The organism is Enterocloster sp. OA13, assembly GCF_022440595.1.
Classification (GTDB): domain Bacteria; phylum Bacillota; class Clostridia; order Lachnospirales; family Lachnospiraceae; genus Enterocloster; species Enterocloster hominis.
Window position 1 is genome coordinate 3,536,296 of record NZ_JAKNTF010000001.1, and the last position, 24,548, is coordinate 3,560,843.

General features: G+C 39.6%; 14 protein-coding genes. 1 reads left to right on the forward strand and 13 read right to left on the reverse strand.

Translation table 11 applies throughout. From position 1 onward, the window contains the following. Window positions 1-9: 9 nt before the first annotated feature. Window positions 10-750 (reverse strand): energy-coupling factor transporter transmembrane component T, encoded by a 741-nt coding sequence (locus tag MCJ35_RS15805; protein ID WP_024720764.1) that lies wholly within the window; start codon window positions 748-750, stop codon window positions 10-12. Beyond that, window positions 750-1,334 (reverse strand): MptD family putative ECF transporter S component, encoded by a 585-nt coding sequence (locus MCJ35_RS15810; RefSeq protein WP_024720765.1) that lies wholly within the window; start codon window positions 1,332-1,334, stop codon window positions 750-752. The genes MCJ35_RS15805 and MCJ35_RS15810 overlap by 1 nt, the downstream gene beginning before the upstream one ends. A gap of 210 nt (window positions 1,335-1,544) precedes the next feature. On the opposite strand from MCJ35_RS15810, the gene MCJ35_RS15815 reads away from it, so the two are divergent. Then, window positions 1,545-2,546 (forward strand): helix-turn-helix domain-containing protein, encoded by a 1,002-nt coding sequence (locus MCJ35_RS15815; RefSeq protein ID WP_024720766.1) that lies wholly within the window; start codon window positions 1,545-1,547, stop codon window positions 2,544-2,546. 136 nt (window positions 2,547-2,682) lie between these two features. Here the strand turns inward: MCJ35_RS15815 and MCJ35_RS15820 are convergent, their stop codons facing one another. From MCJ35_RS15820 to MCJ35_RS15870, 11 genes are all read right to left on the reverse strand, one after another. Then, window positions 2,683-4,125 carry a thioester reductase domain-containing protein gene (locus MCJ35_RS15820; RefSeq protein ID WP_024720767.1) on the reverse strand — a complete coding sequence of 481 codons (1,443 nt, stop codon included), beginning with the start codon at window positions 4,123-4,125 and terminating at the stop codon, window positions 2,683-2,685. Between the two features lie 60 nt (window positions 4,126-4,185). Continuing rightward, on the reverse strand, window positions 4,186-5,244 hold the full coding sequence (locus MCJ35_RS15825) for a Gfo/Idh/MocA family oxidoreductase (RefSeq protein ID WP_024720768.1): 1,059 nt from the start codon (window positions 5,242-5,244) through the stop codon (window positions 4,186-4,188). 103 nt (window positions 5,245-5,347) lie between these two features. Further along, window positions 5,348-10,765 carry a non-ribosomal peptide synthetase gene (locus MCJ35_RS15830; RefSeq protein WP_024720769.1) on the reverse strand — a complete coding sequence of 1,806 codons (5,418 nt, stop codon included), beginning with the start codon at window positions 10,763-10,765 and terminating at the stop codon, window positions 5,348-5,350. A gap of 82 nt (window positions 10,766-10,847) precedes the next feature. Then, window positions 10,848-18,524: a non-ribosomal peptide synthetase gene (locus MCJ35_RS15835; RefSeq protein ID WP_024720770.1), complete on the reverse strand. Its 7,677-nt coding sequence runs from the start codon at window positions 18,522-18,524 to the stop codon at window positions 10,848-10,850. Between the two features lie 14 nt (window positions 18,525-18,538). Next, entirely contained in the window at window positions 18,539-20,128 is a 1,590-nt protein-coding gene (locus MCJ35_RS15840) for a (2,3-dihydroxybenzoyl)adenylate synthase (protein ID WP_024720771.1), read from the reverse strand. After that, window positions 20,118-20,816 carry a 4'-phosphopantetheinyl transferase family protein gene (locus MCJ35_RS15845; protein WP_024720772.1) on the reverse strand — a complete coding sequence of 233 codons (699 nt, stop codon included), beginning with the start codon at window positions 20,814-20,816 and terminating at the stop codon, window positions 20,118-20,120. Before MCJ35_RS15845 ends, MCJ35_RS15840 begins: the two co-directional genes overlap by 11 nt. Further along, complete coding sequence (locus MCJ35_RS15850; protein ID WP_024720773.1) at window positions 20,806-21,552, reverse strand: thioesterase II family protein; 747 nt, start codon at window positions 21,550-21,552, stop codon at window positions 20,806-20,808. The genes MCJ35_RS15845 and MCJ35_RS15850 overlap by 11 nt, the downstream gene beginning before the upstream one ends. A 114-nt stretch (window positions 21,553-21,666) precedes the next feature. Beyond that, the gene (locus MCJ35_RS15855) at window positions 21,667-22,236 is read right to left on the reverse strand and encodes an accessory gene regulator B family protein (protein ID WP_199484343.1); all 570 of its coding nucleotides are present in this window, start codon (window positions 22,234-22,236) and stop codon (window positions 21,667-21,669) included. Next, complete coding sequence (locus MCJ35_RS15860; protein ID WP_015528432.1) at window positions 22,236-22,394, reverse strand: cyclic lactone autoinducer peptide; 159 nt, start codon at window positions 22,392-22,394, stop codon at window positions 22,236-22,238. The genes MCJ35_RS15855 and MCJ35_RS15860 overlap by 1 nt, the downstream gene beginning before the upstream one ends. Before the next feature lie 102 nt (window positions 22,395-22,496). Further along, window positions 22,497-23,792: a sensor histidine kinase gene (locus MCJ35_RS15865; protein WP_024728262.1), complete on the reverse strand. Its 1,296-nt coding sequence runs from the start codon at window positions 23,790-23,792 to the stop codon at window positions 22,497-22,499. Further along, on the reverse strand, window positions 23,789-24,526 hold the full coding sequence (locus tag MCJ35_RS15870; protein WP_008688094.1) for a LytR/AlgR family response regulator transcription factor: 738 nt from the start codon (window positions 24,524-24,526) through the stop codon (window positions 23,789-23,791). Before MCJ35_RS15870 ends, MCJ35_RS15865 begins: the two co-directional genes overlap by 4 nt. Window positions 24,527-24,548: the final 22 nt, after the last annotated feature.

The following is a 24,548-nucleotide window of genomic DNA, read 5'->3' on the forward strand; positions in this document are numbered from 1 at the left end:
CTCACCCCCTTAAAAAGAAAAATACTGTCCCAGCAAAAACAGAGCGAAACATATAGCACAGAGCAGGATCGCAATCATGTCCTGAACATGAAAACCAATCTGACATACGTTAGTCCGTTTGACCGGAGCGCCAAGCCCCCGCGTCAGTGCAGCGGCGGAAAGTTCATCTCCAATTTTCACAACAGACACCATCAGCGGTACAAGACGGTATTCCACCATCAAAAATGGATTTTTCCCTCCAAACCGGATACCCCTCATTTTCATTGCATCACTGATTGCCTGGTATTCTTCGCTGATCGTAGGGAAAAAGCGAAAAATAACAGACAAAGGGATGACGATTTTCTCTGTCAGGTGCATACGTTCCATCGAACCGATAAACTCACTGACTGAGGTGGAGGAAAGCAGCCAGGCCCCCGTCATAATACCAGGGGCAAACCGCGTCATAATGGATGTCATCGCCAAAACCACAAAGGACAGCAGATCGCTTAATGTCGTCAGCGCTATGCGTTCCAGTGCAAAGCAGGCGAGATATAAAAGCAGGTACTTGCCTGCCGTTTTGAAACGGCGTTCCGACAGGATCAGCACAAATGGGATTAGGCTTAACACAGGTTTTACAAAATTCATAATCCCTTCGTTGCTGGTGCTGAACATCAATGTAGTAACCGTCAACAGCAAAATCAACTTCGTACGCGGGTCGAGCCGGATTCCTTTCCTTTTGTCCGTTGTGGCGGAAAAGGATACCCCCTCCATTATGCGATGCCCGCTTTCGCAAAATGTTTTTTCAGAAGCGTTTTTCCAAGCAGTCCGCCCAAAATGGCAAAGACAAAAATCCCGGCAACCACAAGGATAATGCTCCACATCGGCATAACCGCCATTACCCGATCGGCATATTTTTCCCCGAAGCTGGCGGCAAAGCTTGCCCAGGAGTCCTCGACCATAAAATACATCGGAATATATGTACCTACCATCCACAGGCTAAATACAGCATAACCAAGGATGCTTTTCTTTGCGCTTTTATAGTCGCCGGATTTCAAAATGAGATCCCCAAGCAGGCCGAAAATCAGTCCCATAGGAACACCCCAAAACCCCATGCCGGTAAGTCCCATCAGCAGACCGCTCAAAACACCCATGATTGTAACCATGCCAAATTTCTTAACCCTTGTGAGGAACAGCATAAAAGGGATACCGGTAATCAGCGACCACAGGCTTCCGAGAACAGGAAGAAAGATCGGGACAAACCCAATCGGAATGGCGACACAGCAGCCAATGACAAAGTAAAGAACCGTGAACAGACCAAGGTTAATGAGGTCTTTTGCTTGTAACTTGTTATTCATGATGAATACCTCCACATTCATTTTCCAGTTAGCATCTTCTAACCTTTTTTTATAGAATAGCATAGTACCGGCTGATTCTCTACAACCAATCATCTTTTTAGCTCCAAACAGCACCGAGTTTTTCTGTTGACTGACTTTGACTGTGATCTTATAATAGAAGTGCAAGGCTCAAACAGAGCGGTTAACAGACCAAATGACAGGAGTTAGAAAATGAAGATAGATGAAATTATCAAGAAAAGCATTGAAATTCCAGGTATATCTATAAAACGAGGCGAATTTAGCGCAGAACTCATTCTAAAGGAGAGAGACGGGAAAGGTTCCATGACTTTTTTCCCTCTGTTCCCAGGAGTTACATTGGCTTATATTTTTGTGAACTCTCCTGCCTGGACAGCCCCAGACTTTCACGATAATGGCTCCATGGAAACAGGACCATTACTCTTAAATTACTGTGTAACAGGGCGATGCGAACTCATCCTGAATAACGGGAACTTTGTGTATGTGAAAGATGGGGAGATATCCTTAACCGAACGATTCGCCAGACAGCAATACGTTTATCCCCGCCGAATCTATGAAGGAATTGAGTTTTTTGTGGATATGGATACCGTAAATGCTCAAAGCTCCTGGGTAGAGGCTGAATTTGATATTGATTTCCACAGACTCAGAGATCTTTACTGCCCGGATGGGGGTACTTATATTGCGTCGGTTACGACTGAGATAGAAGAAGTCTTAAAAAAGCTGTGGTCATTACTGGATATTTCTGTTCCGCTGGCAATCCCACAAATGAAAATCTATACCCTTGCCCTGTTTTCACTGCTTCAAAATCTGAAAGAAATACCACCTTCCCAATCCTGCACATTCTTCACAGAAACACAGGTAGACATTGCAAAACGTGTGGAAAAAATCATCACTTCTGATCTGCGCCAACACCATCCTGCGTGGGAACTGGCTGCACAGTTTTCCGTCAGTGAAACCAGCCTGAAGAACTACTTTCGCGGAGTTTATGGTCAAAATATATCAATTTATTTACGTGAAATTCGTATGCAACGAGCTGCTGAATTACTCACTACTACAAACTTATCTGTATCGGAAATTGCAGAACAAGTTGGTTATTTGAATCAAAGCAAGTTTTCTTCGGCATTTAAGAAGCAGTTCAACGCTTCGCCATTAGAATTTAAGCGCCGCAAAAATTTAGAGAGAAATACTTCCAACTGACGGGTTCTAACATTTTTCACAATAAATATTTTTATTAGAAACTCATGACAAATGAAGTCAGAGTCATTTCTTATATTATAGGAAGTGACTCTGATTATTATAATTTATAAAAGTACCTATAAATTTTGCATAAGCTTTAATCAATTATTCCTTCTTCAATAGTTTCTTCTTTCCATTGCTCTTTATTCTTAATATACGCATAATATTTATATATAAGTTCATATGTCATGGGTTTAATTTCTAGATTCATTTTTTTTAATTCAGAGCGTAAGTTTTCTGTTGAAAATTCTATCTGTCTTTCTTGTTTCCAATATTTATCATCAAAAAAATCAAGAAATAACGTTATAGGCAAATCATCTCTATTATTCGCAATTTCTATCCATTCGTTTTTTTCTAAAGGTTGCAAGCAAATCCCTATCCTATCTACAATATCTACAGCATCTTGAAAGCTAATCTCTTTCGTATTTATAACATGATATGTCTTGCCATATTGATCTTCTATTTGGGATATTCCTACCACGATTTTCGCGACATCATCTATCGCAATCGGCGCTATGCTTCCTTTAATATCAGGATATACTCCTAGAATTAAACAACTTTTTATTATTCTAAAAATAAAGTCTCCATCATTACATACTCCTGTTTCCGAATCCCCAACAACATGCCCCAATCTGTAAACCATTACAGGGATTCCACATTCTTTTGCTTTCCATATCAGTCCCTCTGCAACCCATTTACTTTGTGTATAACCAATAGGTAAAATACCCGGATCAGAAATATCATCATTTTCCATAATTATATTATCGTTTGTTCTAAATTTTGAAAAAATTGATATTGTGGAAATATAAAATATTGCTTTTATTTTCTTATATCCTGCAAACCGTATTATTTCTTTTGTTCCATTTACATTTATATTCTTTAATTCATAGTAATCGCTCAAAAAATGTACCTTTGCTCCATTATGATAAATACAATCAACTTTTTCAGCTAATTTCTCATAAACATCCATGTCCATTCCCAGATTAGGTTCTCCCAAATCGCCTAAAACGATATGAACTCTTGCTTCTTCATAAAGTGACATATTAATTTTATTTAATACTCCTTCTAATCTGTCCTGTGCAGCTTCCATTGATTTCGCCCTTATCAAGCAATATATTTCCATATTAGTTTGCCTTAATATTTCTTTCAACAGATAGTTTCCTAAATTTCCTGTTGCTCCCGTCAATAGACATACTTCTTTTTTTATTGGCACACTCTTTCCTTTTAAATCTATATCCAATTTTACTTCCATCTCTAATTCTTTTGATGTCAACCCTGCTTTTAAGCAACCATTTAAAATTTCATATATGGCATTACTTAGTTTTTCTACTGTAGGATAAGAAAAAATATATGAAAATGGTATATCTATGGAATTATCAAATAATTTTTTTATTTCCCCAACTATCCGAATTGCATTTAAACTATTTCCTCCTATCAGAAAATAATTTTCATTTATTTTCAAATCCTTTCCCAGTTCTTCGCTCCATATTTTTTTTATTTCATCTTGTAATTCATATACAGTATACTTGTTTTTTCTCATATGGCTTTTATTGTTTCTCCTACTATTATCATTATATGTTCTACATAAATAATCCTTAATTTAAAGCCCCTTAATACAAATTGGCGGAAATTTATCGGGATAAATATCATGTGTAGGTCCTATACATGTGCCAATATCATTCCATAACTTACATAAATTCAATTGGTATTGTATAAACTGTCGATCACATTTTTCTTTAATTATAGTAATAAATTCATCAAAGGCATTGGCTATTCCCTCCGGCCATATATTCTCATATATGTCTTGATATGTGTATTGAAGGCATTCTTCGTTTAACACTTCACTTACTTTTTGTTTTGAATACTCATTGTCTCCAAACAGCTCTAGTATATTATCTTTCTTAGGGATAAAATATCGCGGTTCCCACAGTACAGCTCCTATGGAATTATCCATAACTAATTGACCGCTTTTTGTAAAAACTACGATTCTATGAAATAATAATGCATAATTGTCTGAGTCTTGCGAAACCATTCTATTTTCAACTTTCAATATCAACGGAATTTCGTTTATGCTCCCTTCCAGTATTGTTAATATTCCATTTTTTTCTCCTGTCTTATATACTTTACATGGTGTAATCCCTCCCAACATTTTCCCTATAATGTCCAAAAGAGGATACAATACTTGTATACTACATTCTGCTTCTACTAAAATCGGATCCGCTAAATGAAGAATTTTATTTGCATATCTAATAGCTGCCATACCAGACGGTAGCTTTGAATAAAAATTATTAATATAATAATGGCATTTATTCGCTATTGCTATTGCATACAATTCCTTCGCATCTGTAAAATGAACTGGTTGCTCTTGAATCACGTTTATTCCTTTTTTTAAACACTCTTTAGCAATTTCCGTTCCTTTTCCACCAGTAATAGATGATTTTACAGCCACACATACAATATCTACTTCACTGCTACTTATTTGTGAAACATTTGTATATAATGGAACGCCATTACTTTCTGCACACTTTCTAGATTGTTGACTCCCTTTTGATAATATCCCAACCAACTTACATTTTGTAGTTTTTCTTGTGATACCTTCTATATATATTCTTCCAAAGTTTGTCCCACAAACTATAACCCGATAAAATTTATTTTCCATATTTAATTTCATCCTATCTACTTTGTTTAATATAATTCATAATCTTAATCAAAGAGAATAAAGTAAACATCTATAGTTGTATTTACTTTATTCTCTTTTTTGTTTATTTTATTAACTTGGCCACTTCACGCACATATGGTTCTTTAAGACAGCTAATATGTTCCCCTGGAATATAATCTACAGTTAATTGTCCTAACACAATGTTTTCCCACAAACTTTTATTGGTAATATTTCTAACAGGGAAAAAATGCTTCGTATCATCTTCCACAAACATTGCTTGTACATCTCCTACATATACCGAAGGTTCATAGTGCATGATTCCTTTGAAACTGTGTCGAAACAGAAGAAACAACATTTTAAACATACTTACATTATCCGCATCAATTTTCTCATCACCAGAAACATTCTCATATATTTTTTTTAGCCTTTCTTCTTGTGATAATTTATTTAATTTTCTAAAACTCATGCCCAAAATTTCATATTCTCCATGTAATGCACATAGATCTCCTATCGATATACCTTTATCCCCATTTTCCTCTTTGTATGTCTCTAGTGCTTTTTGTAGCAAATCATTACTCCCCAAATATCCGGCTTTTTCTATATCCGCTCCTATAGACAGTCCAAATGCCCTTTCAAGAAGCAGTTCATTATCATAATTATGACCGCACAGACTTGAGCTGATTGTAATTACTCTGCTTACATTTTTCCCTTTCTCAACCAGAATTCTTGCCGTTTCCAAAGCCAACCATCCGCCAACACAATAACCAATTAAAATATACTCTTCTGCTGGATGCTCTTCTAAAATGTCTGCATATACTTTCGCAGTTTCGATGATCAAACTATCCGTATCTCTCTCCAAATATTTATCAAAACTCCCAAAATTGAAGCCACATAGCAGATCACAAGGAGCACTGATATTTGCTAAATATGGAAGAAGTTCTTTATAGGAACTTAATGTTCCTGTTCCAGCATGAAAAAGTACTCTTGCCTTTTTACAATCTCCCTCCGCATCTTTGAACGTAATAAATGGAGAAATTTCTGGGACATTCTCCTTTTTTTCACTTTTTGTCACAAAATTATTTTGTAATTTTTCGGCAATTCCTCTTATAGTTGCATTTTTCATCATCTCCATCATTAAAGCATCCCATTTCCAGTTTTTTGCTTCCGGTAAGTTTTGAATCATTTTACTAATCGCTTGTGCAATGAGTAATGAATCACCACCTATCGAATAGAAATCATCATTTCGTCCTATGTTCTGACAACCGATAACTTCACACCATATTCTCTCAATTCGCTTTTCCAAGTCATCAATGCATTCTTCTTTTTTCTCTGTTTGATTAGAATTGTTTTTTTGTAAATACAATTTTTTCCTATCAATTTTGCCATTATTAGTCATTGGCAACTCTCTTAACTGAACTATTCTATTCGGAATCATATATGTAGGAATTTTCCCTTTTAAATATTCTTTTATTTCTCTTATATTTAATTCACTTTCCGACGAAAATTGAATTCCCATCAATACTTGTCCAGCAGGATATAAAATGTCGTTTTTTTCAGGATATGACATAAAAATATTACCCTCCATAGTTTTGATAATGCGTTGCCACTCATCAAAATTTATAAATATACTTTCACTTATTTTACGCCCATCCTCATATTTAACAGCCGCTTCTGCGAACTCAAACTCCACAGATGTCATCAGTGCATATCTTTTTCTTACTTCTTCTATAATAAATAAACTACCTTCATTATGAAGCATTTCTTTTAGATTATTGAGACTTTTTTTAATATCAACAGCATTATGCAAAACATTTCCACATAATATAATATCAAATTTCTCATTTTCAAATCCTTGTTCCCAATTCGATTTATTAATATCATAGATTTTGTATCGAATCCAATCATTATATTGTGAAAAAATCACTTTTGCCTTATTGAAAAAGAAATTAGATATATCTGTAAAATAATATTCTACATTACATGACTGTATTTTACTTAATAATTCTATGCTACTACCTCCAACTCCAGCTCCAACCTCCAAAATTCTTATTTTCTTTTTCTTTTGCTGTTTTATAATCTCTAATACTTCGTTGTGAAGTATTCTGTTAATAGATCTATTAACAATATTATCTTTATATGCAGCATATGCTATATCAAAATTTCCTTGAGGGAACAACAACTCATTCGGATGCATTACTCCTGTAATTAACTCTTTGAGATGCATGGAGGACTCATGTATATACTCCATCAATACGTCACTATATTGAATCTTCTTATCTACTAATTTCCACTCTTCCTCTGCTTTTTCTGCAATATTAGTACTATATATCTCTTCAATATAAAATCCTTCTTTATCCAAATGAAGATATTTGTTTTCTTTTAAAGCCATCAACCATCGCATAAGTAGCTGCTCATATTTCGGTATTACATTTAAAATACCTTTAATTTGTTCGAAGGAGTATCGCTTTTCAACATCCTCAAATACTTTTTCATTTACCAAAAAGCGTAAGATATACATCAAGGCTGTTTTATCTGCTTTTTCAATCCATTCTTGAAATTCCTTTCTTGTAAATTGAAATTTAAATTCTTTCTCCTCATCAATTATTTTTTTCTCTATTACCTTTTTTTCTTGCTTGCCTTTATTTCCTAGAATGTAAGCAGTTAAACTACCCTCATTACTTTTTACAACTACTGCATTTTCTATTCCCGGGTATCTCTTTAATGCATTTTCTATTTCGCCTAACTCCACTCTGTATCCATTAATTTTTACTTGTGTATCTTTTCTTCCTACAAATTCAATTACCCCATCTTCCCTATATAAACCCAAATCACCCGTTTTATATACTCTTTCCTCAATTTCAGTAATAAATTGAAATTTTTGATCTGAGAGAGTTACATCATTCATATATCCTTTCGCAAGACTCTTTCCAGCTATACAAATCTCTCCTATAACATAATCAAGGCAAGGCAAATTCTTTTCATTCAAAATATAAAATCTTTGATTAGATAAAGGAATTCCATAAGGTATATTTTTATCCGTACTTTTTACTCTATCCGTTGGATAATATATGGACCAAATGCCCCCTTCCGTAGCTCCGCCCAAACTAATACATTGAACATTTGGCATTTTTTGATGAATTTTTTCAACTAATTTAACTGGAATCCAATCCCCTGATAGCAAAATTAAGCGCAATGTATCCAGCTTGTACTCGGTAGTCTGTAAATAAGCCATATACATTTCCATTTGCGCCGGAACCAAATTAAGCACTGTTACACCATGTTCCTGACATAGTTTAAACCAAAAGGAAACTTTTTCCTTTTCTGTTTCTGATGGTAAAATCAATGTTGCCCCAACAAAAAATGTCGCAAAAATATCAAATACAGATAAATCAAAGTATAAATTTGAAATTCCGAATATTCTATCTTTCTCTGAAATATTAAATTTCTTGCACATATCCATAATTGTATTCATCGCTGCGGCATGACTCATCTCTACTCCTTTTGGAATTCCTGTACTTCCAGATGTAAAAATACAGTATGCCGTTGACTGTGGATCAATATACTTATATTTTATATCCCATACGTTGTTAAGCATTTCCGCATTTAGCAATATACTTTTTTCATCTTTCCAGCATGTTTGTTCATCACATATATTCAATTTTATATTAGCTTGAATCATTATTTGTTGTATCCGTTCAGCTGGTTGCGTAATATCAATTGGCACATATACTGCTCCAACTGACATTACCGCAACCACTGACGCAACTTGCCATACACCTTTTTCAAGCAAAATGCCTATTTTATCCTCTTCCTCTACATTTTTTTCTATTAATCGCTGTTGAATTGCACTTACATATTTTAGAAGATCGCTATATGAATATTTCTCTTTCTGATAAATAAGCGCAGTATTATAAGGTGTATTCCTACATCTCGTAAAAAAACCATCAACTAAAGATTTCTCATCAAAAGGGGTATTGGTATCATTAACTCTTGCCCGTATTTCTTTTGTTCTATCGCTTATCCCTACTTCTAAATTTTTTTCAAAAAAATCCTCGTCGCTTATGCTTTTATTAATTAGCTGGATGAATGATGCAAACATTTCATCAATTAATCCTTTTGGAAATACCCCATCTCTTATATCCCAATTAATCAATATTCCATTTATTTGTTTACTGATTTGGCAATCTATAATAACCTGAGGCGTTTCACTTATTTTATATAATAATTGTCTCTTACTTAATGTGCTGTCTTCACTTTCGCCCCCTATTGTACTTGTAAAAACATACGGGAAAAGATTTTCTTTTCCTTTTCTTTTTAGTTCCCGCAAAACTGCTATTCCAGTAAAGCTATCATGTGCTAAATTTTCAAATAAATTGCTTTGTACCTTCTCTACTTGTGCGTTTACTTTTCCCTCAAACGTTCCATCGAATTCAAATAACGATGTTGTTGTAAAATCCCCTACTATTCTCTGAATATCCTCATGAATACTTGGTCGTTGTAGGGTTGTAATATTAACTGTAAATTGACTATTTCTTGACCAATTGTTTAATGTTGCACAATACAAATACAAAAGCAATGCTGTCGGAGTAAAATTTAATTTCTCACATTTACTCACCAAATATTGCCACTTTTTAGGATCAACTGTATATTCTTTACATATGAAAGTTCCTTTCCTTATAATCTCCGGTTCCTCTCTTGTATACAGCTCCGGTTTTCCAGGAAAAACATCAACCTTATTCAGCCAATATTTTTCATCCTCATAATATTTGATTAAAAAATTTATATCCTCTTTCTGATTCTGATTATATATTATATAATCTCTGAAATTCAGTGTTAGCTTTTCCATTTTTTGATTATTGTACAATTTCTCCAAATCACTAATAATCAAATCTATACTAACAAAATCTCCAATTAACATATCCAATGACAAGCATAAAATGCTCGCATTGTCATGGATGAACAGACATAAATCAAACAAAATATCCTTCTCTGGATCATATTGTTTAAATTGCATTTCTTCCCTCTTGGCAAGTATTTTATGTTTTATTTTTTCTTTCTCCCAGCCTCTTATATCGTAAATTTGGACAGGTGCATTAAATATGTATGGTAAAAATCTTTGCTCGCCTTCTTTCGAAAATTGAACTCTTAGCATTTCATGTCTTTCAATAAGTTTTTTTACAGCATCTCGAAAAATAATCTCATCTGTAAATTCAGTTAAAAACTCAGCATAAACTTTACAACCTATTCCACCATAAAGATACCCCTGATTTCTTCCAAGCAGATATGCTGTCTGAATATCTGTAAGCGGAAATGGCTTGTATTTTTGATCTTCGCTAGATTGAATTTTTTTTCTCTCTTTTCTGTTTAAGTATTCTATAATTGCGTCTTTATTTACTTTTATATTTTGTTTTAGTTTTTCATCGAAAACGCCGACTGGACTTCTAAAATGCAATTTCCCATTTTCAATCCATAATTGTATTTTTCTTTTAGCGCATTCTTCAATAATACTTTTTAGTTCCATCTTTTCACCCTGCCTTAATAATTTTCAAACACAATAAATTTTATCTACCCTTCCGATTTCCAAATTATTTTGCAATTATCTTTTATAATATTCCTTCATTATAGTCCTCCGTCTTTTCTATAATTCTCTTTGCCAATTTTCTTACACTCGCATTTTCATACAAATCTTTTATCGTTATTACAATATTATATTTTTCATTTATCTTCCTTATTAGTTTCAATGCATTTAATGAATCTCCTCCAATAGAGAAAAATTCTTTATCAACACTTACGCGAATCCTCAGGATATTTTCATACTCGTCTAAAAGTCCCCTTTCCAAAGGAGTTGTTATTTCTGTTTTTTCCTTATTATTTTCTTCCTCGTATTGATACTCTTCTGCCAATTTTTTTCTATTTATCTTGCCATTATCTGTAAGTGGAAACTCATTTATATTAAAAATCCGCTTTGGTATCTCATATTTAGGAATTGTCGATTCTAATTTTTTCTTAATTATTTTTTCATCGTAATAAAGTTTTCCTTCTACTATTCCAATTATTACAATTCCATTGTTCCTTTTAATAGGAATTACCACAGACCTATTTTCTGGGAAAATATCGGATACAGCAGCTTCAATTTCGCCCAACTCTACCCTGTACCCATTGATTTTCACCTGATTATCCAGTCTTCCAAGGAATTCAATATTACCGTCATTCCAGTACCGTCCCATATCCCCGGTACAATACAGTCGTTCTCCATTTCTATCTAAAACAACAAATTTTTCCTCTGTTTTTTCTTTATCGTTTAAATATCCCTGTGCAACACCGTCTCCGGCAATATAAAGCGTCCCTGGTACCCAGTCCGGACAATCTTCCATATTCTGATCCAGAATATAATACTTCTGGTTTGCAAGTGGTTTTCCATACGGAATACTCTTCCAATCTTCCGGCACAACCTCTGGAATCTCGAAATGATTAGACCAGATACTGCCTTCTGTTGCTCCTCCAAGAGCAACAATCTCAACATTCTGGAACAGATTACGAATTCTCCCCGGAAGTGAAACAGGAACCCAGTCGCCACTCATCATTATCAACCGCAGCGATTGTGAAGTTACCTGCCTTTGATATTCCTCATATTCTGCCAGCATTTCTACAAAAGCTGGCACGCTGTTCCATACGGTAATATTCTCATGATTCAACCAGTGAATCCAATGCGCTGGATCTTTTCCATATTCCGGATCCGGAAGAACCAATTTCCCACCTGCGCCTAAAACGCCAAAAACATCATAAACAGACAGGTCAAAATGAAGATTGGAGATTCCAAACGCCGTATCCTGTTCTGTAATCTGATAGCGTGCATTGATATCCAGTATTGTATTCACTGCATTATGGTGAGTAATCATTACTCCTTTCGGCATCCCGGTTGTTCCCGACGTATAGATTACATACGCAAGGTCTCCCGCCTTATTCTCCTGTGCTTTGTATTCAGAATCGGTTTTTAATCCAGACACAGAAATACAATCCCACTCGTGCAGCCATTCGGTATCCTGATCATACGCCTGATTCTGCACAAGAATGATTCTTGTTCCACTGTCACGGAGAATCTTTTCAACTCGTTCTCTCGGATTATGGATATCTATCGGAAGATATGCGGCTCCGGCAAACAGGATTCCATAAACAGCAACTACCTGCTCCCACCCTTTTTCCATAAATACAGCTACCGTCTCTTCTTTTTTTATTCCCATGCTCTTCAACTGCCCGGAAATGTAAAACGCCTCTTCTTTTATCTCCCGATAAGTCATCCGCCTGCTGCACGTTACCAGCGCCTCCTTATCCGGAAATTTGTCTGCCGCCTCCAAGAATAATCCATCCAACGTTTTCTCTTCAAATTCAGCTGCCGTTTCATTCGCCTGACGCCGTTTTTCTGAAATTTCCGCTGTTACCAGACTTGCCGTTTTTTCCTGCATGATCTCCGGATGAACTGCTAGCGTATGAAGCAGGCCGGTATATGCCCGGAACATCTCATCCAGCATTCCCGGATAAAATAATTCGTCCACGGAATCCCAAAACAGGCATAAACAGCCATCCATTTCAACCACCTGATGATCCAGCCACACCTGCGGCGTCTGTGAAATGTTATAGTTCAGTTTTCCAAGCCACTTTCCTTCATTCCACTGCTCCACGCCAAGGCCACTGGTAAACACTACCGGCATAATAGCGCCCCGCATATTTCCAGTCTTTTTCTTTAATTCGCGCTCCAGTTCAACCGCGCCATAAGCTGTATGCTCCAGATCTTCTGTAAGCTGCTTCTGAATTGCCTTTGTCCTTTCCGCAAAATTATTCCCTGCATTCTTTATCTCCAGCAATGTCAGTGTTGTAAAATCTCCAACCAGATTGTTCACTTCCGGATGCAATTGTTTCCGGTCAAACTGCGTCAGATTAAGTGTAAAATCCTTATTACTGCTCCACAAGCGGAGAGTCTCCGCATAAGCACTCATCAAAAGAACAGAAGGCGTTACCTCCAGTCTTCCCGCCGCGTCTTTTACAGACTGCCATTCTTTCTGTGACAGTTTTGCGCTCCGGCGACAGAAACGCTGCTCTGTAATCTGGCTTTCGTTCTTTGCAAGCGGCAGATCCGGTGCGTCCGCAAAAGTCTCCACCCGGTCTTCCCAATATTTTTTATCTTTCTCATAAGCAGAGGTAGACTTTATCTGCTCCAGTCCCAGCACGTAATCCCGGAAAGACAAAGTAATCGGCATTTCCGCTTTTCCATTTCGATATACTTCTGCCCACTCATTTAAGAGATGGAACATACTCCAGCCATCAAAGATAATATTGTCAAAACTGATATGGATTCTATGCTTCTGGTCCTCTATTTTAGTGATTCGCACATCAAACAGAGGCCATTCATCTGTCTGAATTACCTGATGAGACATCTCTGCCCGTTTTTCATCCAATGCCTTTTCTTTTTCTGTCACTTCCAATTGTCGGATATCCGTCACGTCAATATGATACTGGGGAGTATTCTCCAGTATGCGCTGCATACCATCCGGCTGGATAATAACACGCATCATCCCATGCCTCTGTATCAACAGATTCCATGCCGTCTCTGCGCACTCAGTATCAAGGCCGTCTGCATCCAGTTCAAAATAACAGTGCGTTGCAACATTCCCCAATTCATACAATCCGCTTCTGCCAAGCCAGTAAGCATACTGCACATCGGTTAATGGGAACGGATGATATGCTTCCTCCAGATTCGGTTTGATCTGCAGTGTATCTTCTTCTTTCTGTTCGGACTGTTCAATAGCTTTTGCCAGAGATTTTACGGTCAGATTTTCAAAAATCGTGCTGATCGTTATTTTGCAGCCGAAGGTTTTCTGTACTTCCGAGATCAACCTTGTGGCAATCAGCGAGTCTCCCCCAAGGCTAAAATAATTATCTTCAATTCCGATATTTTCATATCCAAATAATTGTTTCCAGATATCTAAAAGCTTTTCTTCTGTTTCTGTCGTTGCCTTTGAAAATCGGATAACCGCAGTTTCTTCTTTAAAATCTTCCCGCAATTGCTTCCTGTTAATCTTCCCATTGGACAATGTTGGGAGCTGCTCCATGAAATGATAATTCTGTGGAAGCATATACTCCGGCAGTTTTTCTGACAGATATTCCCTTAGTGCTCCATTATGATAGGACAGGACAGACGCCTGCTGTCTGCTGCAGCATATACATCTTCCATATCTCTCTGTCACAGCACAGTCTTCGCCCAATCCTGCCTCTGATAAACATTCTCTCCACAGCAGGCAATCCGGGGTAACCAGCCCTGCTTCTTTTCTCTTGTCCCGAATATCCGCAAAACCATTTTCCAAAAAAGCCGCTGTAAGTTCCTGAAGGTATGTCCTTACCACAAGGTCAGTCATCAGCAATATTCCGTTTGGCTTCAGTAATTCCGCTACTTTCTTTACCGCATCCGCAGCATCAATATTTCTATGTAAAGCATTTACCGATATCACAACGTCATAACTATGCAAGGACATCTGCTGCTTATCCATGCCTTCTTCCAGATTCAGCATCTCAAACTCGACTCTCTCATATCCCGCAAGTTCTTTCTCTGCTTCCTGCAGAAAATATTTTGAAGAATCCGCATAAGTATAAGCCACGCTTACATCTTCCAGTGCATTCAAAAACTGTCTTGTAATTGCAGTGTCCCTTGTACCAATTTCTATAATCTGGAGTGGCTCTTTTCTGCGTTCTTCTGCCAGAAGCCTTAATCCCTGCACCAGTCTTTCCACTGTTTCCTCGCAGCCCGGAATCCTCCGAAGCAGCATATTCGGAGCCAAAGCCGGCTCTTTCTGGTAGAATACGTCCAGCGGAACTTCATTCCCAGTAACCATATGCTTCAGATGCGGCTTCAGTTTATTAAAATACGTTTCCGTATCTCCAGCTTTTTCCGGTACAGCCACTTCCTTCCCGGTACGCGATAGTCTGCCGTCCTCTTCTCTCAGGATTCCTTCCTTCTTTAAAATTTCCAACCATCTTGCCACAGTATTCTTCTGTGTTTCCGTAATGCTCCCTTTTTCAAAAATTTCCTTCTGCGAAAGAACTTCCTTCTCTGATACAAAAATGCCTAACTCTATGAGTGTCTCCAGCATAAGCTGTACACATCTCTGGTCTGCATAGGCAAGGAAATTTTTGTATGCTGTCTTCCGTTCCTGCTGCATCTGCCAATTGCTGACATCATCCTTCAGTTCTTTCCAGCCCCCGCCAAAGATATCTGTGCCGTACAAATACGTTGTAACTTTAGAATCTTCCTGTATCGGCGCTCCGATATAAGCAGCCAGCGTTTTATTGCCATGACCATCACTAACTGTATCAACAACTGCATGAGCCACACCCGGAAACTCCTGAATCACATGTTCAATTTCTCCCAATTCAATCCTGTGTCCGCGAATCTTTACCTGATGGTCTTTTCTTCCCAAAAATTCAATTGTCTCATCATCCCAGATTCTTCCGAGATCGCCGGTCCGATACCATCTTCCATACTGATCTGTGATAAATTTCTGCCCCGTAAGCGCAGAATCTCCCCTATATCCTTTTGCTACACCAAAACCGCCAATCCAGAGTTCGCCTTCTGCCCAGTAAGGGCAATCCCTTCCATACTCATCCACAACACGATATGCCTGATATCTGAGTGGCTTTCCATAAGGAATAGATTTCCAGTTTTTCGGCATCGGCAGGGTAACATTCTGATAATTGGACCAGATACTTGCCTCTGTAGCTCCTCCCATAGCGACAAACTGGCAATCCTCTGTCCATGCCGCAACCCTCTGCGGGAGATCCATCCCAATCCAATCTCCGGAAAGCATAACCGCCCTGATCGGCAGTTTCTGTTTCATGGATTCCGCCCGTATCAAAAGCATATCCAGAAGCACCGGCACTGAATTCCAAACGGTAATCTGATATTTCAACACTTGTTCCAGCCAGTAATCCGCATTCCTTCTCTCCTGCTCTGGAAGCAATACCAATGTTCCTCCTGCGCCTAAAATTCCAAAAACATCATATACCGACAGGTCAAAATCCATAGCTGATACAGCCAGCGCCCGATCTGCACTTGTCACATGGTACTTTTCATTAATATCCTGAACCGTATTCCATGCGCTTTCATGCGCAATCTCTACACCCTTCGGAACACCTGTAGAGCCTGACGTCATGATGATATAGGCGCTGTCCTTCGGCGACACCTCTGGCAGTCTCACATTTTCCTGTCCCTCTTCCATACCTTCCATCACAAGGATTTCCGTACCTTCCGGCCAGTCCAGTTTTTCGGATAATTCCCGATTCGTGACCACATAGCGGACTCCCGTCTTCTCATGGATTAACGCTCTCCGATCTTTAGGCTGGCTTAAGCTGACCGGAAGGTATGAATTTCCGGAAAGCAAAATTCCTAGTGCCGCCTCGATCTGTTCTATCCCGCGCGGCAGGGTAAGTGCAACCGGGACTCCCTTAATATCCTTTTCTGAAATCCCTGCCGCCACTGCTGTCGCCCGTGCTTTTAATTCCCCATAGGAAACCGATCTTCCGCTTCCCGCATCAATAAGCGCAATATCTTCCGGGCAAACTTCCGCATGGTTCATAACAGCCCAATGCAGGCATTCCACACGCTCCGGCACTCCTGTACGCGCTGTATCTTCAATTTCTCTTTTTCTTTTTTCAGGAAGCACATCAAATCGCTGATTCCAGTCCTTCTTTCCCAATTCATGCAGAAGATTCTCAAAACACTCCAGCATATCCGGGATCATATTCTCCGGGAATAACTTATCCACGCTGTCCCATGTAAGCTGTACGCCATTTTCATCTTCATAACTCTGGAAGTCATTCCACACCTGCGGCGTTTGGGAAATCATATAGGAAAACTGCCCCAGTTCTTTCCGGAACGTATCATTTACCAACGGCGTTCCCAGATTGCAGGCAAAAACAACCGGCGCCACTGCCGATGCGTCTCCATACATCTGTGCAAGATCTCTCTGGACTTGCACGCCGGAATATGCCGTATACTTCATATCCTCATGAAGCTGCTTCTGAATCCTGTCCAACAATTCCGCAAAAGTCGGATTTTCTTCGCAGTTAATCTCCAGCAATAACAGAGTAGTAAAATCTGCTATTACTTCCTCTAACCCCTGCTGCTCTGTTTTCCGGTTAAAAAACGGAATGTTAATAAGGAAACAATGATTCCTGCTCCATCGTTCCAGAACCACCGCATATACAGTAAGAAGAACCATTGCCGGAGTTGTCTGGTATTTTTTTGCCCGCATTTGCAAATGATCCCATTCTTCCTTTTCGATTCTCACAATCCTGCGGTTGAACACCGTTTTTTCCACTTCTTGCGGACGTTTTGCCAATGGAAGGTCAGGGCCTTTTGGCAAATGCTCTAAACGATTCTTCCAGTATTTTTCTGCGTTTTTCCGTTCCTCCTCTTCTTCCTGTTTCTGCCGTTCCAGATAGGAAGCAAAATTCCACCCTTTTGATTCTTTCGGCAGGTTTTCCCCTCGGTAAGCAGATGCCAAATCCCTCAATAATATCTGCAGACTCTGTACATCAGCAACCAGAAGCGCCATGTCCACATGAAGGCGTGCCTTATTTTCAGGAAAAAGCGTAAGCTCTATTCCTGCTACTTCGCCTTCCTCAATCTTTAACTTCCGATGGGATAAACGTTCTCTGACAGATACTGCCATTGCCTCTGCTTCCTCAGATGACATCCGGGAAAAATCATGAACCTTTATTTTTTCACAATACGGCTTATCCAGGATTTTCTGTGTTCCATCATCCAAAAAGCAGGCGCGCAGCATAGGATGATGATACTGCAGTACATTCCATGCTTTTTCCAGACGCTCCGGTTCTATGTTTTCCCCATCAAACTCCAAATATGCGTGACAGTCTATCCCTCCAAGATACTGTTCTTCATCCCTGCCAACCCAATATGCATACTGTACGTCTGTTAAAGGAAACGGCTGTTTCATATCCTTTTCCGGCGTTATCTTAGATTCTTGCGCCCGTTTTTTGCCCGCTTTTTTCTTCATGCTGCTCTGGATTAACGCCCACCAGCCTTCAAAGGTGGGATTTTCCATCAATGAACCGAAAGAAACCTTAACCCCCTGTTTTCTCCACTGGTTTACCAGACGCATGATCGTCAGGGATGAAAGCCCAAGCTCCAACAGATTTTCGGAATCTCCAAAATCTCTGGCTACCGGCAGTTTTTGTTTGATCTGTTCCTTTATCTCTATATATTCCATGCTACTGTCTCCTTCTACTTTTCCTGAGCCATCCGTTCTAATGCTTTCTTATCTATTTTCCCTACGCTGGTCAGCGGCCATGTTTCAACCCGTTCTACCTGATCTGGCATTTTATACGCCGCAACGCCTATTTCCCGTAGAAACCTGTGGATTTCCTGTAAATCGATCCCGGCTTCATCATCGGTTACAAGGAATGCGCATATCCGATTTCCAAGGGTTTCATCCGGAACGCCGACAACGGCTGCCTCTTTGATCTCCAGATGCCTGCAAAGGTAAGCTTCAATCTCTGAAGGCATGATCTTTTCTCCGGCGCGGTTAATCTGCTCTTTGATCCTCCCACCCAAACGCAGTCTTCCGTCTTTCGTCCACATAGCCTTATCGCCCGTCCGATAAAATCCGTCCGGCGTAAAGCTCTTTTTATTCGCTTCCTCCGCCATATAATAACCATCAATCGTATACGGGCCTCTGGATAATAATTCCCCAAAAACTCCTTCCGGTACGGTCTTATCCTCTTCATCCACAATCTTCACTTCATCCGCAGGAGACACCGGAGTTCCCTGGCATCTTACGATCAGGGAATCTTCATCTTCCGGACTGGTAAAGGACAGCAGCCCCTCCGCCGTACCAAATACCTGCATCAGTTTGCAAGGCCATTCTTCAATGATCTTATCTGCAAGGGAATCTTCCAGCATTGCGCCGCCCACCTGCAAAATTCGCAGGCTGGATATGTCATAATCTTCATCCCATTCCAACATTTCCATGCACACAGTAACCATAGCAGGAACCAATGCGGTAATCGTAACGCCTTCCTCTGTAATTGCGTCAAGAATATCGTCCGGGCTGGTCGCAGACGCAAGCACAACTTTTCCTCCCACATCCAGCGTACCTAAAAGCCCCGGGCAGCATAACGGAAAATTATGGGCTACCGGAAGAGACGTCAGATAAACGTCGCTGCTATCCAGGCGGCATCTTTTCGCGGACATACGGGCATTATACATATAATCCGTATGGGTGCGCGGAATCAGTTTCGGAACCCCTGTCGTCCCGCCGGACAGCAAAAGAACCGCCGTTTCATACCCATCCACAGCCGGAAATGCTCTATTTTCTCCACACGTTTCCGCAATCATTCCACTGATATCCCCGGATTCGCTATCTACAAATATATGCCGGATATATGAATATTTCTTTTTCATCGCATTTGCCATCGGCACATATGAAAATCCCAAATATTTCTCCGCCACAATATAAGCGGCCGGCTTTGCCAGTTCAATAATTCCTTCCAGTTCCGCCTCCCTGTGGGCCGGCAGCATCAAGATCGGCACCGCCCCGATCTTGGAAAGCGCAAAAAACACGACCACAAAAGAAATCCTGTTCGGAAGCTGTACAAGCACTTTGTCTCCCTTTAAAATCCCTTTACGCAGAAAAGCTGCCGCAAGACAATCTGCTTTTTGCTTTAATTCCATATAACTGATCTCGTCTTCGCTGTCCGTGACCGCAGTTCTTTCTCCATATTTTTCCGCCCACTTATCAAGCTGTTCTCCAAAACTACATCTCTCCCAACCTTCCAGATACTCATATTTGCTCATATCTTTCTTATAACCCATTTGATTCATCTCCTTTCTTATGCACCGCCACATACGCAGCATATCCTTTGATCCTGACCGGATACAGGAACCAGCCCTGATCATTCCTGCCTTTTTCTATAATTTCCCCGTTTCTGACAGAGAAGAAATCCATTCCTCTTCCTAATCCAATACCGAGCGCTTTTACATACGCTTCTTTGGCCGCCCAGTACTGGAAAAACAAAGTCGATCCTTCCTTTATTACATCTTCCGCTTCTTCTTCCGTATAAAAATTCCCGGCTATCTCCCAGTAATCCGGACATCCCGCCATTTCCTGCACATCCACTCCGATGTCCATTCCAACAGCGAATCCCGCCAGTATGAATTCTCCCGAATGCGAAATATTAAAATCTACGGTCTGCTTTCCTGCAATCTTTTTATGATAAGGCTTGCCCCGTTCACTGACAGAAAAATCAATCGTTTCCACATCTAAATATCTTTTCAAGAGAAGCCGCACGACAACCTTCCCGGCTATATAACGCATCCTGTCTTCCGAAAAGCGGAATCTTCCGACCTGCTCCGATTCCTGCTCACTCAGGATATATTCATGGTTCACCCAGAAATCTGTCATTTCCGGCCAGCAGATGCACCATATATGTATCTCATTTTCACGGATACAAAGTTTGCCTGCCGCCAGAAATTCCTTCGCTCCATACCGTTTAATCTCCATCTTTTATTCCCGGCAGGCGCCTTATAACTTCACTTATTACTTCGTCTTCGTAATCCCGCAAATAAAAATGTCCTCCCGGAAATATCCGGTAGCTAAAATCATTATCCGTATACTTTCCCCATTCGCAGATTGCGCTCTCATCCGCTTCGCCATCCTTTTCTCCGCCAAATGCAGCGATAGGCGCATGCAGTACTATTCCCGTCTTGTCATAATATGTTTCATCCATGGTAAAATCTGCCCGTAGCATAGGCAGAAAGAAATCCAATAATTCCTGATTCTCCAGTATCTCTTTTGGCGTCCCCTCAAATCTTCCCAGTTCCCTCTTAAACTCTTCATCCGGAAGATGATAGATCGGCTTCGGCTCCGGAATACTGGGAATCCGGCTACCGGAAATAAACAGACAGCTCGCTGTATATCCGACCGCTTCCAATCTCTTTTCCAGCTCATAGGCAATCTTACCGCCCATACTGTGCCCCCATAAGGCATACGGTCCATCCACAACCTCTCTTACTGCCTCTTCCAGATCATCTAACATAACCGGCATATCTATATACGGCTTCTCCATGATCCGTTCTTCCCTTCCCGGAAGCTGAACCAGACATACCGTTACTTTTCCCTGCATCTTTTTCGCCCACTGGTTATAAGCAGAAGCGCCGCCCCCCGCAAACGGCAGACAAAACAAAGTTATTTTCTCTTTGTTAATATTTTCTGTATTTTTTATCAACTTCAAATTCACTTTTATGTTCCTCTTGCATCATGTTCTTTTTTATTCTGTTTATTATCATTTTGTGATATGCTTTTCCCAAGCATTTCTTATTCCTATCCAGGATTAGTTAACTCTAACTCTTTGTCAAAAAAAATTTTTGATCCATCCCAATATTAAACCGGACGCCAAAACAATATGCGCTACCATAATCCCGTTTACGACCAGGAAATATCCGGTTACAGAAAAAACACCTGCTATCGCGCATTCAATAATTAAAATTGCCCTCGCGCGCATACCATAAACTTTCTTTTCTTTCTCATCCAGTTTCTTACTGCTGGCATCCACCGGTGCCATAACAAATATGACTCCAACTGCAGCAAGCCATATGATCCGTATTTGCCACATCACAGCCGAACCAGACGCCAGATACTGACCGCACAGAAGGACAAGGATACTGGAAACAACCATGCAGCTCCCTGCTTTTTCTAAATGAATCCCTCCGGCATACTGCCTTAGAACAGTAAAGGGCAATAAAAAGACTAGCATCTCCAGCCAATTCCCCGTTACAATGCCAAGTATGACAATGATAAGGTATATCGCCACCCTGCCCAGCAGTACGCCGTAAGCATATTCATACAGCCTGCGGTCTTTCTCTTCAAGAATCCCGTTCCTGTTTTGCACTTCAAAAAGCCAGCCGGTAGTTTTTTTCCACACTAGAATTTCCTCATTTTCTTAACTTCTTCCGGCTCTTCTTCCTGATAGTACAGCCAGTTGCACGCCAGATTTGCCGTATATGCCGTCAGGCAGAGTGCAAGACAGTTTACAACTCCAAGTACTTTGATACCCAAGCTTTTTCTGATTGTTTTTTTCATAGTTACATGCCTCCATTTTTTTCCGATAGTTTACACAAAAATCGCCCTTTTTTCAATTACCGTGGCAAAAACGGTAACTTTTTGGGCGATTTTTGCACATCTTTATTTTATTGTAAAGATCAGCTTAACAGAGAACTCCTGTTCTCCGACCTCCACTCTCATAATTCCAGCATACTTTTTAACCAGTTTTCCAACCGTATGCAGTCCGATCCCGTGACTGTCTGCATCTCTTTTGGTGCTTATGTACCGGTCCTTGTCCTTTAACAGTGGAACAACATACCCGTTGCAAAATTCCATAACAAGGAAATGTTCCTCATTTCCCATATACATCCTGCATTCCACATATCGGCCATCTTTTGTCTTTTCTGCCGCTTCCAGTGCGTTATCCAAAAGATTACCTACGATTGAGATCATATCCAGTTCTTCCAGAAAGTCCAGCCTGAGATCATTACCCAGGGTAATCTTATAGGAAATATTCTTAGATTCCGCAAGGAATTTCCTTTCGCACAGGATGCTGTTCAAGATCGGGTGTTCGCAATACACACCTTTTTGAAGGCTCTGAATCCGGACACCTAAATGTTCCATAATCTCCTTAACCTCTTGATTTTCTCCTTCTTCCATCAAACCGGCTACTGTACAAATAAATTTATTTATATCGTGTAAGAATGCCCTGTTATCCTCATTGACCTTATTCATATACTGTAAATTAGCAATCTCCGCCCTGCTTTTCTGGTATAGCCGGTCCATCTTCTTCACTTCTTCTGATTTTTCTACAAACCTGTCAAATACTGTGAAAATGAAGATATTCGTCATTAACAGAAGCGAAGCTCCTACCGGAACCATAACCCTGTTCATTCCTTCAAAAGAAATATTTGAATAAAACACACATCCTAATATAATGATCGTAGCGGTTGGCAGCATGAGCAGCACAGTAAAAGTTTTATTCTCAATCGTCAGATAATCCCTTTTCCTTGTTACCTGATTAATGCATTTAATAAACAGAAATGTCATGGTACTCATCAGCAGGAGTGCTAATGTCTTTTCTGTTTCAGTCCTGAAGCCCTCGGACGCACCAGTCACGCCATATGCATTCGTAAGTGCCGCAAAGAGAAATTCGGGAATAATTGCCAGCACATAATAGCAGCATACCGTAACCAGCTTCTTCCATATATTTCCCCGGAACACAACCATAGACGCAATCATATAGATTACCGGAATCATTACCATATTAAGTATTGAGGATTCCAGGCGGTTGGTTCCGAACATTGCCAGTGCTGCGATACAATATACGAGAAATTTTTCCCAGAATCTTTCTCTTCTGTATGGGAGTATGTTCTTTTCCAAGTCCTCCAACAGATACATCTGAAGAAGACAAATCAAATAATCTCTTATTATCATACCATGCCGTTCCTTTCCCCAAGAAATGTTATCAGTGCGTCGGCAAACTGTCCTTTTCTCGACCTCGAAACATTCAACTGGATTCCAAACGGCAGCAACGCAACGTTCTTTTCCAATCCTTCCACTTTTGCCAAATTCACAATATAGCTGTTGTGTGCATACTCAAATCCCCTTCCGGCCAGACACTCATACAGATCACTTAAAGATTCCTTGCAATGCATCTCTTCTATCTTTCCCTGTCTGGCAATGTATATCGTACAGCCCCTTTTCGCCAGACAGATATATAAAATGTCTTCCGTATGGATGCGCATTATCCTTCCCGCCGATGTAACTGTCACGGAAGAATCTCCACAGCACAATTTCACTTTTAATAAAATCATAGGTATTTCCTTTTTCAGACTTCTGTCATGCAGATCCTTCATGATGTACCGGAACGGTTGTCCAACATTAATGCTGTCAGGAGTCGGTTCAAAACAGCCGGAGCAGAACACCAATATCGCTGCTTCATTATATTCCCTCAGCTTCAGTACTGTTTTATTTCCATCCAATCCAGGCATACGCATATCCATAAAAATCAGATCATGCAAAATATCCGCATCTTCCAATAATTCTTTTCCTGATTCATATTCATAAAACCGTATCTCATTCGAAGACAGAATCCCTTCCGTTTCTATGACCGTCTTTATTTTCTCCCTGTATTCTTTATCATCGTCGCAAATTGCTATTTTACACATATTCATCCTCCAGTGTTAGTTT